Source organism: Bradyrhizobium sp. Arg816 (assembly GCF_029989365.1).
GTDB lineage: Bacteria > Pseudomonadota > Alphaproteobacteria > Rhizobiales > Xanthobacteraceae > Bradyrhizobium.
This window is the reverse complement of sequence record NZ_JAPRAQ010000016.1, coordinates 81076-98383: the sequence shown is the minus strand read 5'-3', so window position 1 is coordinate 98383 and position 17308 is coordinate 81076. Positions and strand designations below refer to the sequence as shown.

Sequence of the window (17308 nt, the reverse complement as noted above, 5' to 3'; positions counted from 1 at the left end):
TCTAGCGCTCCCCGGACGCGGCCAAATCAGGCGCCATTGTAGGCGTTTCGCCTGCCGCGTCACGCCGGAACAGCGCATAGAGCGCCGGCAGCACCAGCAGCGTCAGCACGGTCGAGGAGATGATGCCGCCGATCACCACGGTCGCGAGCGGACGCTGCACCTCGGCGCCGGCGCCGGTGGCGAGCGCCATCGGCACGAAGCCGAGGGAGGCGACCAGGGCGGTCATCAGCACCGGGCGCAGCCGGGTCAGTGCGCCCTCGCGTACGGCTTCTGCGATCGGCCTCCCTTCGCTGCGCAGCCGCTCGATGAAGGCGATGATGACGAGGCCATTGAGCACGGCGACGCCCGACAGCGCGATGAAGCCGACGCCGGCGCTGATCGATAAGGGAATACCGCGCAGCAGCAGCGCGGCGACGCCACCCGTCAACGCCAGCGGCACGCCGGAGAACACGAGCGCTGCATCCGCCGCCGATCCCATGCCCATGAACAGCAGCAGGAACACCAGCAGGAGCGCCACCGGCACCACGATCGTCAGTCGCTTGGTCGCCGAGACCAGCTGCTCGAACTGGCCGCCCCAGCCGATCCAGTAGCCCGGCGGCAGCTTGACCTTTTCGGCGACCGCGGCTTCCGCCTCGCTCACGAAGGAACCGAGATCGCGCGCGCGGACATTGGCGGTGACGACGATGCGCCGCTTGCCGTTCTCGCGGCTGATCTGGTTGGGACCGGGCGTCGCATCGACGGTCGCGACCGACGACAGCGGAACATAGCGCATCTGGGCAAGGGGAGAGGCGGTCAGCGCTGTTCGAACGGCGGTGCCGCTTGCCGCTTCCTCGCTGGGCGGCAGCGGGATCGGGATGGCCCGGATCGCCTCGAGATTGCCGCGCAGGTGCTCGGGCAGGCGCACGACGATGTCGAACCGGCGGTCGCCCTCGAACAGCTTGCCCGCCGACTTGCCGCCGACCGCGATTTCGACAATGCCCTGCACCTCGCCGATGCTGAGCCCGTAGCGGGCAAGCGCCTGGCGGTCGAGCCGGACGGTGAGGATCGGCAGGCCCGAGACCTGCTCGATCTTGACGTCGCTGGCGCCGCGGATGCCGCGGATTGCGGCCTCGACCTGCTTTGCTGCGCCCTGAAGGATATCGAGATCGTCGCCGAAGACCTTGATGCCGACGTCGCTGCGCACGCCGGAGATCAGCTCGTTGACACGGAACTGGATCGGCTGGGAGATTTCATAGGCGCTGCCGGGAATGTCGTCGGCGGCGTGGTCGATGGCCTCGATCACCTCCGATTTCGGCTTGTCCGGGTCGGGCCATTCCGCGCGCGGCTTCAGCATGATGTAGCCGTCTGTCTGCGCCGGCGACATCGGGTCGGTCGCGATCTCGGCGGTGCCGATGCGGGTGAAGAATTCCTTCACCTCGGGAATCTCCTTGATGCGCTTTTCCAGCGCCTTTTGCAGATCCAGCGACTGTGTGAGGCTGGTACCGGGAATCCGGATCGAGGCCAGCGCGACGTCGCCTTCGTCCAGGCTCGGGATGAACTCGCCCCCCATGCGCGCGGCCGCAATGCCGCTTGCGATCACGATGATGGCGGCCATCACGGTGACCGCGACCCGATTGTCGATCGCGAGGCGGAGCAGGGGGAGATAGATGCGCTTCGCCACCCGCATGAACAGGTTTTCGTGCTCGGACACCTTGCCGGTGACGAAGATGGCAACCGCCGCCGGCACGAAGGTGATGGAGAACAGCACCGCGGCGCCCAGCGCCATCAGCACGGTCAGCGCCATCGGCGTGAACATCTTGCCCTCGACGCCGGTCAGCGTCAGCACGGGCAGGTAGACAACCGCGATGATCAGCGTTCCGAACAGGCTCGGCTTGATGACCTCGCGCGACCCGCGCAGGATCGCGCGCAGCCGTTCGGGGGTGGAGAGCAGGCCGCCTTTCTGGCGCTGCGCCTCGGCCAGCATGCGCAGGCAGTTCTCGACGATGATCACGGCGCCGTCGACGATGATGCCGAAATCGATCGCACCCAGGCTCATCAGGTTCGCGCTGACTTTTGTTTCGACCATGCCGGTGATCGTCATGGCCATGGAGAGCGGAATGACGCAGGCCACCACGAGCGCGGCGCGGATGTTTCCGAGGATCAGGAACAGCACGGCCACGACCAGGGCCGCACCTTCGAGGAGGTTGTTTTCGACCGTGCGGATGGTGGCCTCAACCAGATGGGTGCGGTCGTAGACGGTCCGCGTCACGACGCCGTCGGGCAGCGATTTGGCGATCTCGTCGAGACGGGCTGCGACGCGGCGCGCCACGCTGCGGCTGTTCTCGCCGATCAGCAGCATGGCGGTGCCGAGCACGGTCTCCTCGCCGTCGCGCGTCGCCGCTCCCGTGCGGAGGTCGCGGCCTTCCTTGACGGTGGCGACATCCCTGATCCTGACGGGATTGCCGCCGCGCGAGCCGATCACGATGTCCTGGATTTCGCTGATGTTGCCGACCTGGCCCGGGGAGCGCACCAGATATTGCTCGCCGTTGCGTTCGATATAGCCCGCGCCGACATTGGCGTTGTTGGCGGCGAGCGCCGTCATGACGTCGCGAAAGCCGAGCCGGTAGGCCATCAGCTTGCCGGGGTCCGGCAGCACGTGGAACTGCCGCTCGAACCCGCCGATGGTGTTGACCTCGATCACCCCAGGCACGTTGCGAAGCTGCGGCCGGATGATCCAGTCCTGCACGGTGCGCAGATCGGTCAGCGAATAGTCATGACCGCCTTGCGTCTTCGCCCCCGCCTTGGCCTCGACGGTGTACATGAAGATTTCGCCCAGGCCGGTCGAGACCGGGCCCATCGCGATCTCGACGCCCGCCGGAAGCTGGTCCTTCACCTGCTGGATGCGCTCGCCCACGAGCTGGCGGGCGAAATAGATGTCGGTGCCGTCCTTGAACACGACCGTCACCTGGCTCAGGCCGTAGCGCGACAGCGAGCGGGTGTAATCGAGCTTCGGCAGGCCGCCCATCGCGGTCTCGACGGGGAAGGTGATGCGCTGCTCGGTTTCCAGCGGCGAATAGCCGGGCGCGCGGGTGTTGATCTGGACCTGGACGTTGGTGATATCAGGCACGGCATCGATCGGTAGGCGTTGGAAATTCCAGGCTCCGAAAGCGACGGCGCCGAGCGCGAGCAGGAGGACCAGCCAGCGCTGCTGAAGCGAGACGGCGATGAGACGCTCAATCATGTTCGGCCTCGCCCTTGCCCATCTCGGCCTTCACGACGAAACTGTTCTCCGCGACGTAATGCTCGCCGGCCGAAAGACCCGCCTTGATCTCGACATGGCGCGGATCGGAATCTCCAAGCTCCACGGGGCGCGCCTCGATCTTGTCGCCGTCCTCGCGGACGAACACGATGGTCCTGCTCTCCAGCGTCTGGATCGCGCTTCGGCGCACGGCGACCGCGACGTTGCGCGCGGCGAGGATCAGCCGCGCCGTGACGAACAGGCCGGGACGCAGGCGCCCGTCCGGATTTGCCAGCACCACGCGGGCGAGCGCGGTCTGGGTCTCGCTACTGCCGATCGGGGCCATGTAGGAGATCGTGCCCTTGATCTCGCCGCGGCCGTCGTCGGGATCGATCAGCACCTCGTCGTTGAGGCGGACGCGCCGCAGATCCTGCCGGTAGATCGACAGGTCGACCCAGATGGAGGAGAGGTCGGCGACCACGAAGGCCGGCTTCTGCTCGGAGGCGTATTCGCCGAGCGAGATCTGCCGCTCGATGACGGTGCCTGCGATCGGCGCCTTGAGCTCGTAGACGGTGAGGCTCTGGTTGCTCTCGATCGCGGCGAGCAGGTCGTCCTTGCCGACCCTGTCGCCGATGCGCTTCTGGATCGATTTGGCGACCCCCGGAAAGCGCGGCGTCACCTGCACGACGGCTTCCTGGTTAGCGCGCAAGATGCCGTTGAAGGACAGCGTATCGGTCAGCGTCGCACTCGCAGCTTCCGCCAGCACCACGCCGGCGGCGGCCAGCTTGACGTCGGAGATGCGGATGCGGTCGGCACCGTGCTCGTCCTGCTCGACATGGTCGTTCGGCTTCTTCTGTTCGGAATGCTCGGCATGTTCCGTCGGCGCGACCTTGGTGGGCGCGAGCAGGGAATAGCCGTAAGCGCCGAGTGCTGCGGCCACGATGGTGATCAGGATGGTGGAGGATGTCTTCATCGCGCGCTCTCCCGGGCCAGCGCAAAGGGATTGCCGACGAGGCCTTCGATGGTCGCAACGCCGGCATGGAAGTTTTGCAGCGCCTCCTGCTCGCGCAGCCGCGCTTGCGTAACGCTCGCCTGGGCGTCGAGCACTTCGAGCAGGGTGAAGCGGCCCTGGCCGTAGCCCTGCGCGATCGCTTCCGACGCCTCTGTGGCCTTGGGGATGGCGGTCTCGCGCAGCACCGCGAGCTCGCGCAGCGAGCCCTGGAGCGAATCGTAGGCGCGGCCGGCGACCACGATCAGCGTGTTGCGGTTGGCTTCGCGCTCGGCCCTGGTCTTGGCGAGGCTTTCCTGCGCCGAGAGGATGTTGCCCTGGTTCTGGTCGAACACGGGAATCGGCACCGAGACGGTGAGGCGCACCGCGTCGTCGTTGGTCTCGCTGAAATGGCGCCAGCCGGCGGCGATCCGCACGTCGGGATAGGGCCTGAGCCTGGCCATCAACAGCTCGGCATTGCGCTGGGCATAGATCGCGGTCCAGCGCACCAGCTGCGGATTGGCATCGATGGCGGCGACGACCGACTGGAACGTCGGCGTCTTTCCCGTGGTGTCGAGCCGGCCGGAGACCTCGCCGAATTTTGCCGCGGGATCCCCCATCAGCACCGCGAGCTCCCGCCGGGCGCTCGCCAGCGTCGCCTTGAAGCGTTCGCGGTCGGCCTTCACCAGGGCGGACGCAACCTCGGCGCGGCCGGTCTCGGCCGGCGAGGAGGCGCCGGCCTCGACGCGGCGGCGCAGCAGCGGCGTCAGCCGGTCGATCGCAGCGATCTGCTCGTCGAGGATCTGGATGCGCCGCTGCGCGCCGAGCACGCTGAGGAAGGCAATCGCAGTTTCCGACAGCACCTCCAGCCTGACGGCCTTGCGCTGGATCGCGGCCACCTCGATGCCGGCGGCGCCCGCGGCGATCCGCGCATCACGCTTGCCGAACAGCTCGAAGGCCTGGCTGATCTGGAGCGTGGTCTCGGCCGATCTCGTGCCGCGATAGATGCCTGACCCGAACGAATTGTCCTGTTCATAGGACAGTTCCGGATTGAGCAGCGCGCCGGCCTGGATGCGCTGCCCCGTGGCGATGCCGACGTCGCGCTCTGCCGCGGTGAGCCGCGGGCTCGCGGCCAGCGCGCGCGACAACGCGCTCCGCATCGTAAGCGTCTGGGCGTGCGTGTGCTGCGTCAGCCAGGGGCCAACGAAGATCGCCATCGCGCAGGCAAGGCGCGCGGCAGTCCGTCTGCAAGACATGAAGTGACCTGTGAACAATAGCATCGTAGGCGCAAAGGCGCCCGGCTGATCAGTTCAGGTCAGGTGTTTGGGGGGCGGAGAGTCGGTGTCAGGCGCAACGCCGATCAGCGCAGGCTCGCGCTGCGCGATCGGTGCGGCAACGATGTCAGCGGCAGCTGCAGCCAGCATCGGCTGCGCGACGGCGACCGAGAAGCAGCCGTGGCAGTGATGGCCGCCGAGCGCCTTGTGATCGCCATGGCCCGCAGCAGAACCGTCTTCGACAATCGAGGCGATCTCCGAGCCGCCGCCAGGCGTGGTCACGTCGATGTCGTGCAGGCCGTGCAGCGCGCCCGCGAGCAGATAGACAACCGCGATCAGCACAGACAGCAGTCCGCGCCAGTTGCGCGGGCGGCAAAATCCTGAGGGCTGGCGGTTCGCGGGCACGACGTCACTCTGGTTGCGGTCTGTGCACGGCCTAGCATGGGGCCGGGAACAGTGTCGACCCGCAACATTGTTACGTCCCTGGAACAATTGCCGCAGCAGCCCGTGGGTTGCGACCGCCTCTTACTGCCGGGCGATGACGCGCAAGGGTGAGGCGAAGGTCTCGATTGCCGCCGTGCCGGCCGGCTCCGCAACGTGGGGCGTGCCGTCAGCCTCCACGGTATTAATGGCACAACGACTCGCTTCCATGGCCTGCTTCAGCCATTCGATGGCTTCATCGATCCATTGGTCGTGGTGCTCGGGATCGGCGATGGCCTTCTCCCGGGATGCATTCGCCTGATTCAGGCACGCGGTTCTGCGATCCACACGGCGCTCCCGATCTGGAGGTTCGCCCCGATCGCATCTTTGACGATCCCGGCGCCGGCGTCGTTAACATAGGACAGTAAGGCGGTTGCAAACGCGAAAAGGCCCCAGCCCGGGGCTGACCGGCTGAGGCCTCTTGTGCTCACAATCTCTATCCTTGGGACTTGATCAGACAATCCGCATCCCGCCGGTTCGTTCCCGCCGGCTGGGAAAATTAGGAACGTTCGTCCGCCGACCTCATTAGCGCCCCGGAGCATTTGAGGAGGATGGACTATGAACGGACTGATCTATCTGATCGGCTTGATCGTCGTGATCATGGCGATCCTGTCGTTCTTCGGCCTGCGCTGAGAACGGCAATGGAAACACTCGTACGGGACAACACGATGGAAGGCGGCGTAGCGGCTGCCGAGGGCCGCCGCACCATTCAGTGGAGCTCGGTGTTCGCGGGCGCTTTCGCCGCCGGTGCGATGTCATTCATCCTGGTCGGCTTTGGCGTCGCCATCGGCCTCGGTGTCAGTTCGGCCTCGCCGACATGGCGTGATGCCTCTGTGGCGCTGGCGCTGCTGTCCGGGCTCTACGTGATCATTCAGGCGATTATCAGTTTCGGCGTTGGCGGCTATATCGCCGGCCGGACGGCGCGACCTGCGCCTGTGCTGGCCACGATCGAGGACGACGCCGAGCGGCGGGACGGGCTTCATGGGCTGACGTCCTGGGCTCTGGCCGTGCTGATCGGCGCGACGCTGCTGGCGATCATCGGTGCTGCCGCGATCGACCGTTCGCCGATACGCAGCTCGTCCGGGAATGCGACCTCCGCCGAGCCGCTGTTGAGCTACGAGCTCGACAAGCTGTTCCGCGCGCCGCGGCGGCCTTCCGTCGACATGCGGGAAGCCCGTGCCGAAGCCGGACGCATCCTGATGACGTCATCGAGCCATAGTGGCGTCGCGCTCGATGATCGCAATTATCTCGTGCAGCAGGTCACCGCGCTGACCGGACTGGCGGCCGCCGATTCCGAGCGTCGGGTCGACGCCCTGATCGCGGACGCGCGGACCGCGATCAACCGCGCACGGCGCAATTCGGTCATCGTCGCCTTCTCGGTGGCGGCGGCGGCCCTGATCGGAGCCATGGTGGCCTGGGCCGCGGCGGTTGCCGGCGGGCGGCACCGCGATGGAGAGCCGCTGCCGGACTGGATGGCGAGCTCGGACCGCTTCCATCGTAGCCCTCGCGCGATGCCGGTGCCGTAGCTCTCGAGAGTGGCCGGGAGCAAGCCCGGCCACATCACCTCCAAGAGAGACGCTACGAAGAGGTGCTAAGCCTTTTCTTCCCAGATCATGGCGAGATGCACGATCGTCTGCACCGCCTTTTCCATGTCCTGCCGGCTGACCCATTCGAGCCGCGAATGAAACGCGTGCTCGCCGGCGAAGATGTTGGGGCAGGGCAGGCCCATGAAGGACAGGCGCGAGCCGTCGGTGCCGCCGCGGATCGCGGTGCGCATCGGGCGCAGGCCGGCACGGCGGATCGCCTCGATGGCGTATTCGAGGATGTGCGGGTGACGGTCGATCACCTGCTTCATGTTGCGGTACTGCTCCCGCACCTCGAACTTGTAGGTCGAGCGCGGATACTCCTTCATCACGTCCTTGACGATATTCTCGAGCAGGACTTCCTTCTCCTTCAGCCCCTCCTCGGTGAAGTCGCGCACGATGAAGGACAGCGTCGCCTGCTCCAGCGCGCCGTCGATGCCGATCGGATGCAGAAAGCCCTGCTTGCCTGACGTCGTCTCGGGTGAGCAGCCTTCCTTCGGCAGCCGCTCGACGATGGCGGCTGCGATCTTGATCGCGTGCTCCATCTTGCCCTTGGCGTAGCCTGGATGGGCGCTGACGCCGTTGATGGTGATGGTGGCGCCGTCGGCCGAGAAGGTCTCGTCCTCGACGCTGCCGGCGCTCTCGCCGTCCATGGTGTAGCCGAAATCGGCGCCGAGCTTCTTCAGGTCGACATTGTCGACGCCGCGGCCGATCTCCTCGTCCGGCGTGAACAGGATCTTGATGGTGCCGTGCTTCACATCGGGGTTGTTGATGAAGAAATGCGCAGCATCCATGATCTCGGCGACGCCGGCCTTGTTGTCGGCGCCGAGAAGCGTGGTGCCGTCGGTGGTGATGATGTCGTTGCCGATCTGGTTCTTCAGCGCGGGATGTTCGGTGAAGCGGATCACCTGGCTGGTATCGCCCGGCAGCGTGATATCGCCGCCGCGATAGTCCTTCACCAGCTGCGGCTTGACGTCCTTGCCGGTCACGTCGGGCGAGGTGTCCATGTGCGAGCAGAAGCAGATCACCGGCACCTTCTTGGTCGTATTGGCCGGGATCGTTCCGTAGACGTAGCCGTAGTCGTCGAGATGCGCGTCGGCGACGCCCATGGCCTTCAGCTCGGCGGCGAGCACGCGGCCGAGATCTTTCTGCTTCTCGGTCGAGGGCGAGGCCGGGGATTCCGGATCGGACTGGGTGTCGATGGTGACGTAGCGCAGGAAGCGTTCGGTCACGGTGTGCGTGAAGGTGAGGGAGGACATTTCTGGTCAAACCGCCGGGTCTTTTGGGGAGCAGGCGGTATATCAGAAAAGCGGGCCGTGATGCGGCCGGAACGAAGCGGATCAGGCTTAACGAAACGTAGCTATCAGATCGCTTCCTTGAGCTCCTTGACCGGGCGGAAGGCAACCTTCTTGCTGGCCTTGATGTGGATCGCCTCGCCGGTGGTGGGGTTGCGGCCGGTGCGGGCGGCGCGCTTGCGGACCTGGAGGATGCCGAGACCGACGATGCGGACGCGGTCGCCCTTCTTGAGGTGCTTGGCGATCAGATCGACCATGTCGGTCAGGACGGCCTCGGCGTGCTTTTTCGAGAGGTCCTGGCTCTCCGCGATGTCAGCGGCGAGGTGCTTGAGCGTGACGGTGGCGGGAGCGGCGGCCTTCTTCGCCGAATCCTTCTTGGCCGAATCCTTTTTAGCCATGTCTGGCCTCCTCAATGACAGGGAAGCCCCGGAAAAGCCGGTCAAGCGTGGGGATCCCTCCAAGTCCTGGAAGGCGTAGACGATTCGGGCGCGGGCTGACTATGCCACGAGTTCCCGCCGGACGCCGGCAATCGCCGACAGTGTCGCGAAAGGCGTCGAAAAGTTCGGGCTAAGACTATGAAGGGATTGCCAAAATGGCGCGAGAGACGGGGCTCGAACCCGCGACCTCCGGCGTGACAGGCCGGCGCTCTAACCAACTGAGCTACTCCCGCGTGGTTCGCTGAAAGCGCGCGGAACGAGGGGGGACTTAAAGGCGGGGCTGGGTGAAGTCAAGGACGTTGCGCTTTGTCAGGACGCATCGGCTAAGCATTGCTCTGGAAAACGAAAAAGGCCGCCAGGCGGCGGCCTCCGTCAGCCCCAAACAGGGCGTGTCAGCGAATCTCCGACGTGCCTGCGCTGGTCACGGCCACCGGCTTACCGGCCTTGATCACGTGAGCCGATTGGGCGGTCTGGCTGGTATCGACATTGGTGCGGGCTGCGATCCCGAAGCCGGCGACCAGAATACCGGCAACCAGCGCCACCACCACGATCTTCAGGTGGGTGCCACGATCAGCCGAGTGAATTGAGTGGTTCATATGAGCCTCCCGACGGGCTTAGCCGCCGTCTATCGGCTCATGTCTTAAGGACCATCTGTTTCCGGATGGTTTCGCGGGTTCCGCAAAATGGTTTCATTAATGCGCCCGCTTGGTTTCGCAGGGCTGGCGGCCGGAACGGGTCTCAGGCGGCCGCCCGGCCGATATCGTCCCGGATCGTGCGGGCCGCCCAGACGAACAGCAGGGCTCCCAGTGTGGTCGTGACCGCCGCCGAGAGCAGGGAATAACGTACGGCGTCCGCGCCATAGGTGCCCTTCAGGGCGTCGTTGACCATGCCGACCGCGAGCGGGCCGACGCCCTGGCCGAAGCAGGTGGCGGTGAGCGCGATCAGGGCGGAGGCGAGCGCCCGCATGCTCGGCTTGGCCACCGTCTGCGCGATCGCGAAGATCGGCCCGAGATGGAAGCCGACCAGGAACGAGGTCAGCGCCAGCATGGCCACCATCATCGCGAAATCCTGGATCAGCATGCACAGCGCGAACACCGGGCCGGCGAGGCCGGAGGTGATCGCGGGCGCCCACAGCTTCCAGCGATCGTCGCGGCGGCTGATCTGCGCCACCACGAAGCCGCCGAGCAGGGTGCCGGCCATGCCGGCGAGCCCCTTGAAGGTGCCGGCATAGGTGCCGATCTCGGCGCTCGACAGATGGTGCACGCGTGCCAGGAATGGCGGGATCCAGGCCGCCGTTGCGTAGTTCGTGTAGGTGGTGAGGCAGAAGCCGATCAGCACGATGATGAAGCTCTGCTGCGAGGCCAGGAAGCGCAGTGTCGGCCCGAGCGGCTCGGGCACGAAACTCTCCTGCATCGCGCCGCGCTTCGGCTCGGAGATCGTCAGCCACAGGATCAATGCGAGCAGGATGCCGGGCAGGCCGGCGACATAGAACGCCATCCGCCAGCCATAGTGCTGGTTGACGTAGCCGCCGATGAAATAGCCGAGGAAGACGCCGAGATAGGTGCCGATGGCGTAGATGCCGAGCGCGCGCGGCCGCTCGTTCTTGGTGAAGAGATCGGCGACGATCGATTGCGAGGCGGGCGAGCCTGCGGATTCGCCGATGCCGACGCCGATGCGCGCCAGCGCCAACGAGGTCACGCTCGAGGCCGCCCCGCACAGCGCCGTCATTGCACTCCAGAACGCAAAGGCCACCGCGACGATGTTGCGCCGGTTGAGCCGGTCGGCGACGCGCGCGATGGGAATGCCGAGCAGGGAATAGAACAGCGCGAAGCCGAAGCCTGCGAGCAGGCCCATCATGGTGTCGCTGAGCTGAAACTCCTTCTTGATCGGCTCGATCAGGACGTTGAAGATCGTGCGGTCGAGGAAGTTCAGCGCATAGATGATGGTGAGCAGGCCCAGCACGTAATAGCGCTGCGCCGGGGGCTTTGCCGCCGCAGTCGTTTGCACCGACATCTGTGATGTCACATCGACCATCGCATCCCCCCAATTTGTCTTTGTTGTCGTTGCCGGTCCAGCCCTTCGTGGGGCTGGTCGAGAGCGTTTTCGAGCGAAGTGGATACCGGTTCGCGTGAAGAAAACGCGCCAAACAAAAACTCAGCCTTCGCGGATGTAATTCCCCGCTTCGAATTCGACCGGCGCAGTACTTGTATCGAACGACACGCCGATCGGATCGCGGTCCGCCTCCATCGCTTCCAGTTGCTCGCTCAGCATGCGCCGGATCATCAGGATGCCGCGGTCGCTCTGGCCGAAATGCTCCTCGGAGTGGATGGTCTGCGGGCCCTGGCCGACCTGGGCCTCGTAGTCGCCGGGGAATTGCTGGTGCTCTTGCTCGGTCATGTCCCACCAGAATTTGCCATTGAACTTCGAGCGCATGCGGCCGATGTCGCCGGAGTTCTTGACGCGTCCGGCGACGTAGATGCGGAACGAGGTGTCGTCGATCGGCAGCGTCCAGCCGATCGACTCGACGCGGGCAAATTGCGCCACGCGCGGATTGGGCACGACGCGGAGCGTGGGGAGGGCGGCTTCGGTGACGCGGTAAAACACCTTGCCGTCGTCCTGCTTGCGGATCGAGCGCACGGCGATGCCGCGCAGCGTCTTGTCGAACTTCACCTCCGGCATCGAGGCCATCATGTTGGTGAATTGTGGCCCCGAGAACGAGCCGTGCAGCACCGGCACGTGATAGGGATCGACCACGTTCTCGAAATGCTGGAGCCAGTTGCAGGGGATGATCGCGGGGCCGCCGCCGCCGATCGAGGAATCGTCGGCTTCGACGAACTCGCCTTCGTCCATGTTTTCCAGGCATTCGTAAGCCGGCAGCACCGGGCGTTTCTCGGCCGGGCCCATATAGGCGAAGATCAGCCCGTAGCGCTCCTCGACCGGGTACCAGGGCTGGCGCACCTTGTCCCTGAACTGGCCGCCGTCGGGCTCGCAGGGCTGCTCGAGACAGTGGCCTTCGGCGTCGAACTTCCAGCCGTGATAGCAGCAGCGGATGCCGTCTTCCTCGACCTTGCCATAGTAGAGCGTGGTGCCGCGATGGCAGCAGCGCGCGTGCAACAGGCCGGCGCGGCCGTGCTTGTCGCGGAACAGCACCAGATCCTCGCCGAGCGCGCGGACCTTCTTCGGCGTGTCGGTGGCATCGCTGACCAGCCCGACCGGATGCCAATAGCGGCGCAGCAACTCGCCCATCGGCGTGCCGCGAACGACCGAGGTGAGCTCGGTGCGCGTGTGTGCCGGCTTCATCGCATAGGCGGTGCCGAGATCGCGATCCCGCTGGGTCATCGTCATGCTGTTCCTCCCCGCCGCTGGCCTTGGTGGCCGGGTCGTTTTTTGATGCGGTGCCCCAGTGAAAATTAATTCGATGACAATGTCAAAGATCTTTCAAAATGCCTCTTAATCGCATTTGGAAGTGGTTGGGGAGGTTGCGCTACCAGCGCTTGGCACGCCCCGGCTTTCTTGGCAGAGGTGGATCATGAGCCAGACATCGAGCAGGGACGGGCACGCGGCGCCCGATGCGGACGAAAGCCATTCGCCGGCGCCGATCACCGTGATGCTGTCGTCACGGCTGATGGTGCTCGCCAATTTGCTCAAGCGCGGCGCGATCCTGCGCTACAAGCGCCTCGCCGGATTATCCTCGGTCGAGTTCGGTCTCGTCGCCTCGCTTGGTCGCCGTCCGCCGATGAGCGTGGCGCGGCTCGCCGAATCCGTCGGCCAGGACAAGGGCCAGATCAGCCGCGCGCTCGCGGAGCTCGTCTCGCGCAAGCTGATCGCGAAGTCGGCGAACCCGAAGGACGGCCGCGAGGTGCTGGTTGCGCTGACCGCGGCAGGGCTCGCAGCGCATGATGCGATCGTCGAAGGCGCGCAGGAGCGCAATCGGCAATTGCTGGAACAGTTGAGCAAGGACGAGTTCGAGACCCTGCTGGCGCAGATCGACCGTCTCACGGCGACAGCCGAGAAGATGCTCGAAGCCGAGAAAGTTTCGCCCTGATCTCGCAGCAATCTCCGGAAATATTGGATCGCTTCTAAGAGTCCTTCTAAGACCTTTTCAATTAGGGAATTCGCGCGCGCTCACCTAAGCGTCACCGCAAACGCATGCCGTTGGGGGAACGATGGCATGACGTAAGCAAATAGACATCTTGGGGTGCGCGTTGAACAATCTTCGTATGCTGCGGTCGGCCGTATTGGCGACCGCGTCCGCTTTCGTATTGATGCCGCAGGCTTCACTCGCACAATCCTCGGCACAAAGCGGCGCGCAAAATCTGCCGTCAGTGACCGTCAACGCGCCGGAAGCACGCCGCCGCGCGCCTGCTGCCGCCGTGCGCCGCCCGGCGCGGCCGTCGGTAGCGACCGCCGCCAGCCGCAGACCGCTTCAGCAGCGCAATGTCGGCTTCGTCGAGACGCCGCGCGGTCCGGTGAACGGCTATGTCGCCAACCGCAGCTCGTCCGGCACCAAGACCAGCACGCCGATCATGGAGACACCGCAGTCGGTGTCGGTGATCGGCGCGGAGCAGATCCGCGACCAGAAGCCGAACAAGCTCGACGAAGTGCTGCGCTACACCGCCGGCGTGCGGGCCGGCACCTTCGGCGCCGACACCCGCAACGACTGGTGGCTGATCCGCGGCTTCAAGTCTGACGATGTCGGACTGTTCCTCGACGGCATGCAGCTGTTCTACACCTCCTATGCGAGCTGGAAGCTCCAACCGCCGAACATGGAGCGTGTCGAGGTGCTGCGCGGCCCCTCGGCGGTGCTCTACGGCGGATCGAGCCCGAGCGGCATCGTCAACGTCATCAGCAAGCTGCCGCCGGCCGAGCCGGTTCGCTACGTCGAGACCGGCGTAAACAATTTCGGCAACGCCTATGTCGCTTTCGATGTCGGCGGTCCCGTCGCGACACAGCCCCAGGATGGCAAGCTGTTCTACCGCGTCGTCGGCCAGGTCCAGAACGGCCCGACGCAGGTCAACTTCACGCCCGACAACAATTACTTCATCGCGCCGTCGTTCACCTGGAAGCCGGATGCCGACACCACGTTCACGGTGCTGGCCTCGGCCTCGAAGCAGGACACGCGCGGCATCAACTTCCTGCCCTATCAGGGCACGGTGACCAACGCGCCATTCGGCAAGATCCCGACCAGCTTCTTCGTCGGCGATCCCAGCGTCGACAAGTTCACGCGCGAGCAGGAGATGCTCGGCTACCAGTTCGAGCGCAATCTCACCGACGATTTGACCTTCCGCCAGAATGCGCGATTTGCGCATATCGACCTGACCTATCGCGGCTATGTCGGCAATGGCTGGGACAACATCAATACGGCCACGATGGGCCGCTACAATTGGTATGCGAAGAACACCGCCAATCAGGCCAATCTCGACAACCAGCTCGAGTATCGCTTCAACAGTGGACCTGTCCGGCACACGATGCTGTTCGGGGTCGATCTGAAGGGCTACCAGATCGACGACTACCAGATATTCAATTTCGGCACCGTTCCGTCGATCAACGTCTTCAATCCCGCCTATGGCGTCAACGTCCCCCTGACGGGCGCGCCGTTCCGCAACTTCCTGATCACGCAGAAGCAGGCCGGCACCTATCTGCAGGACCAGATGAAGCTCGGCAATTTCACGCTGGTGCTGAGCGGCCGCAACGACTGGGTCGAGACGACGCAGGCCGCCCGTGACTCTGGCGCCACGATCGCCAATCGTGATGACAGCAAGTTCAGCGGGCGCGCCGGACTGATCTACAATTTCGACAATGGCATCGCGCCCTACATCTCCTACGCCACGAGCTACAATCCTGTGATCGGCCTCAACGCCGCCAACCAGCTGTTCCTGCCGGAGACCGGACAACAGGCCGAGATCGGCGTGAAGGTGGCGCCGAAGGGCTTCGACGGCTATTTCACCGCCTCGGTCTTCGACCTCAAGCGTCAAAACGTGTCGACCACTGCGGGCACGGTGTTCCTGCAGAACCAGACCGGCGAGGTGACCTCGCGCGGTATCGAGCTCGAAGCGGTCGCCAACGCCACGAAGGAGCTGAAGCTGATCGGCGCCTTCACGGCCTATCATCTCTTCAACAGCAGGGACCTCGATCCGTCCCTGGTGGGCAAGACGCCGACCAACACGCCGGAGCTGCTGGTGTCGGGCTGGGCCGACTACACCTTCAAGGACGGTCCGCTTGCCGGATTTGGTATCGGCGGCGGCGTGCGCTATGTCGGCTCCTCCTGGGCCGACCCCGCCAACACCCTCGAGGTTCCCGCGGTGGTGCTCGGCGATCTCGCGCTCCACTACGAATGGCAGAACTGGCGGACGGCGCTCAACGTGATCAACGTAACCGACAAGATCTATGTCGCGAGCTGCTCGTTCCCGACGTCCTGCTTCTACGGCGACCGCCGGCGCGTCACCGCCAGCGTCTCCTACAAGTGGTAAGCGCGGGCGAGGGGAGGGGCTCGTGAAGGCGCGCACGGTCAGGCTCTGGTCCGTGGTCCACACCTGGACCAGCCTGATCTCGACCGTCTTCCTGCTGCTGCTCTGCCTGACCGGCCTGCCGCTGATCTTCCATCACGAGATCGATGAGCTCCTGGGCTATGCCCCCCAGCCCGAAGCTCATGCGGGCGCGGCGCGCGCGACGACGCAAGCCGTCGCCGACGCCGCGCTCGCCGCCGATCCCGGCCGGGTGCTGCAATATATCTCCTGGGACAAGGACGAGCCCGGGATCGTGACCGCGTTCACCAACGGCGCCGCCGACGGGCTGCCTGACAACACCACCGTGCGCGCGTTCGATGCGGTGTCGACCAAGCTGCTCGGACCGGTCGGTGTCGGGCCGATGCTGATCATGCTCAAGCTGCACACCGACATGTTCGCCGGCCAGCCCGGAAAACTGTTCCTCGGCGGGATGGGCCTGCTGTTCGCCATCGCCATCATCTCAGGCGTGGTGCTGTACTGGCCGTTCACCCGCCGGCTGCGCTTTGCCACCATTCGCGATCACGCCTCGCGCCGCGTGCGCTGGCTCGACTGGCACAATCTGATTGGCGTCGCGACGGTGGCCTGGGCACTGGTGGTTGGCCTCACCGGCGTCGTCAACACCTGGGCCGAGCTGATGCTCAACCAGTGGAAGGCCACCGAGCTTGCCAGCATGGTCGCGCCCTATGCCGGCAAGCCGCCGCCCTCGCATCTGGCCTCGCTCGACGACGTCGTGGCGCGCGCGAGGCAGGCGGCGCCCGGGATGGAGGTTGCCTTCATCGCGTTTCCGGGAACGCCGTTCACCTCCTCGCACCACTTCGCCGCCTTCATGCGCGGCGATACGGCGCTGACGGCGCGGCTCCTCAAGCCGGTCCTGCTAGACGGCGAAACAGGGGAGGTCGCCGACAGCCGGGCGCTGCCGGTCTATCTCCAGGCGCTCCTGATCTCGCAGCCGCTGCATTTCGGCGATTATGGCGGGATGCCGCTCAAGGTGATCTGGGCCGTGCTCGACATTCTTACGATCGTTGTGATCGGCAGCGGCCTCTATCTCTGGCTGGCACGGCGGCGCAAGCGCGCGCCCGCTCGGACCGACGCATTCGCCAGACGAACCCCGGTCCCGTCGTGATGCATGGCTCCTCTGACCGCTCGGGCCTGTGGATACGTGTCTTTGCTGCACCCATCCTCCTCGCGGCTGCGACCATCACCGGGCTGCTGGCTGCGCTGCTCTGGGGAACGGTCGGCCAGTGTCGCCTGGGTGACGGTGGGAGCCCCGGTGCTGGTCGTTGTCTGGGTTTGGGTGCGCTGCCGCACCCAGAAAACCGGGCAATTATCGCGGACGACACGCGGCAAATAGCTGCCTCGGCCCGTATGCCGCAATCCTCGAACGGCTGCCCTGCAAAACTGTGGCCGCCCTTGCTGGGATTGGCGATCTGCTCCATACCAGCCGCGGGGTGATTCCGGGATTTCTATCGTTCTGGGGGCGGCAAAGGGCCTAAAAAGAGCGTGTCTTGCGCCCATTGGTGCACTGCGC

At 65.3% G+C, this 17308-nt stretch carries 14 protein-coding genes and 1 tRNA gene; 4 read left to right on the top strand and 11 right to left on the bottom strand.

Annotation, left to right across the window (positions count from 1 at the left end):
- Position 1 precedes the first annotated feature (1 nt).
- The 5 genes from OWC48_RS31305 to OWC48_RS31285 all read right to left on the bottom strand — a co-directional run bounded on the left by OWC48_RS31305 (position 2) and on the right by OWC48_RS31285 (position 6247).
- Entirely contained in the window at positions 2–3220 is a 3219-nt protein-coding gene (locus OWC48_RS31305) for an efflux RND transporter permease subunit (protein WP_282523442.1), read from the bottom strand.
- Positions 3213–4190 carry a divalent metal ion exporter adaptor subunit IhpB gene (gene ihpB, locus OWC48_RS31300; RefSeq protein WP_282523441.1) on the bottom strand — a complete coding sequence of 326 codons (978 nt, stop codon included), beginning with the start codon at positions 4188–4190 and terminating at the stop codon, positions 3213–3215. The genes OWC48_RS31305 and ihpB overlap by 8 nt, the downstream gene beginning before the upstream one ends.
- Positions 4187–5461: a divalent metal ion exporter subunit IhpA gene (ihpA, locus tag OWC48_RS31295; protein ID WP_282523440.1), complete on the bottom strand. Its 1275-nt coding sequence runs from the start codon at positions 5459–5461 to the stop codon at positions 4187–4189. Before ihpA ends, ihpB begins: the two co-directional genes overlap by 4 nt.
- Before the next feature lie 54 nt (positions 5462–5515).
- The gene (locus tag OWC48_RS31290) at positions 5516–5884 is read right to left on the bottom strand and encodes a hypothetical protein (protein ID WP_282523439.1); all 369 of its coding nucleotides are present in this window, start codon (positions 5882–5884) and stop codon (positions 5516–5518) included.
- Between the two features lie 120 nt (positions 5885–6004).
- Positions 6005–6247: a hypothetical protein gene (locus OWC48_RS31285; RefSeq protein WP_282523438.1), complete on the bottom strand. Its 243-nt coding sequence runs from the start codon at positions 6245–6247 to the stop codon at positions 6005–6007.
- A 353-nt stretch (positions 6248–6600) separates the two neighbouring features.
- On the opposite strand from OWC48_RS31285, the gene OWC48_RS31280 reads away from it, so the two are divergent.
- The gene (locus tag OWC48_RS31280) at positions 6601–7485 is read left to right on the top strand and encodes a hypothetical protein (protein ID WP_282523437.1); all 885 of its coding nucleotides are present in this window, start codon (positions 6601–6603) and stop codon (positions 7483–7485) included.
- Between the two features lie 65 nt (positions 7486–7550).
- On the opposite strand, the gene pepT is transcribed toward OWC48_RS31280, so the two are convergent.
- The 6 genes from pepT to OWC48_RS31250 all read right to left on the bottom strand — a co-directional run bounded on the left by pepT (position 7551) and on the right by OWC48_RS31250 (position 12619).
- Positions 7551–8801, bottom strand: a complete 1251-nt coding sequence (pepT, locus tag OWC48_RS31275) for a peptidase T (protein WP_282523436.1) — start codon at positions 8799–8801, stop codon at positions 7551–7553.
- A 104-nt stretch (positions 8802–8905) separates the two neighbouring features.
- Positions 8906–9235 (bottom strand): HU family DNA-binding protein, encoded by a 330-nt coding sequence (locus OWC48_RS31270; RefSeq protein WP_282523435.1) that lies wholly within the window; start codon positions 9233–9235, stop codon positions 8906–8908.
- 195 nt (positions 9236–9430) lie between these two features.
- Positions 9431–9507, bottom strand: a tRNA-Asp gene (locus OWC48_RS31265).
- 159 nt (positions 9508–9666) lie between these two features.
- Positions 9667–9870 carry a hypothetical protein gene (locus OWC48_RS31260; RefSeq protein ID WP_071913352.1) on the bottom strand — a complete coding sequence of 68 codons (204 nt, stop codon included), beginning with the start codon at positions 9868–9870 and terminating at the stop codon, positions 9667–9669.
- A gap of 142 nt (positions 9871–10012) precedes the next feature.
- Positions 10013–11308 (bottom strand): MFS transporter, encoded by a 1296-nt coding sequence (locus tag OWC48_RS31255; protein WP_282523434.1) that lies wholly within the window; start codon positions 11306–11308, stop codon positions 10013–10015.
- A 120-nt stretch (positions 11309–11428) separates the two neighbouring features.
- Positions 11429–12619 carry an aromatic ring-hydroxylating dioxygenase subunit alpha gene (locus OWC48_RS31250; protein WP_282523433.1) on the bottom strand — a complete coding sequence of 397 codons (1191 nt, stop codon included), beginning with the start codon at positions 12617–12619 and terminating at the stop codon, positions 11429–11431.
- Between the two features lie 184 nt (positions 12620–12803).
- Between OWC48_RS31250 and OWC48_RS31245 the strand changes: the two genes are divergently transcribed.
- The 3 genes from OWC48_RS31245 to OWC48_RS31235 all read left to right on the top strand — a co-directional run bounded on the left by OWC48_RS31245 (position 12804) and on the right by OWC48_RS31235 (position 16903).
- Positions 12804–13319 (top strand): MarR family winged helix-turn-helix transcriptional regulator, encoded by a 516-nt coding sequence (locus tag OWC48_RS31245; protein ID WP_282523432.1) that lies wholly within the window; start codon positions 12804–12806, stop codon positions 13317–13319.
- 175 nt (positions 13320–13494) lie between these two features.
- Positions 13495–15744 carry a TonB-dependent siderophore receptor gene (locus tag OWC48_RS31240; RefSeq protein ID WP_282523500.1) on the top strand — a complete coding sequence of 750 codons (2250 nt, stop codon included), beginning with the start codon at positions 13495–13497 and terminating at the stop codon, positions 15742–15744.
- A gap of 22 nt (positions 15745–15766) precedes the next feature.
- Positions 15767–16903: a PepSY-associated TM helix domain-containing protein gene (locus OWC48_RS31235; RefSeq protein WP_282523431.1), complete on the top strand. Its 1137-nt coding sequence runs from the start codon at positions 15767–15769 to the stop codon at positions 16901–16903.
- Positions 16904–17308: the final 405 nt, after the last annotated feature.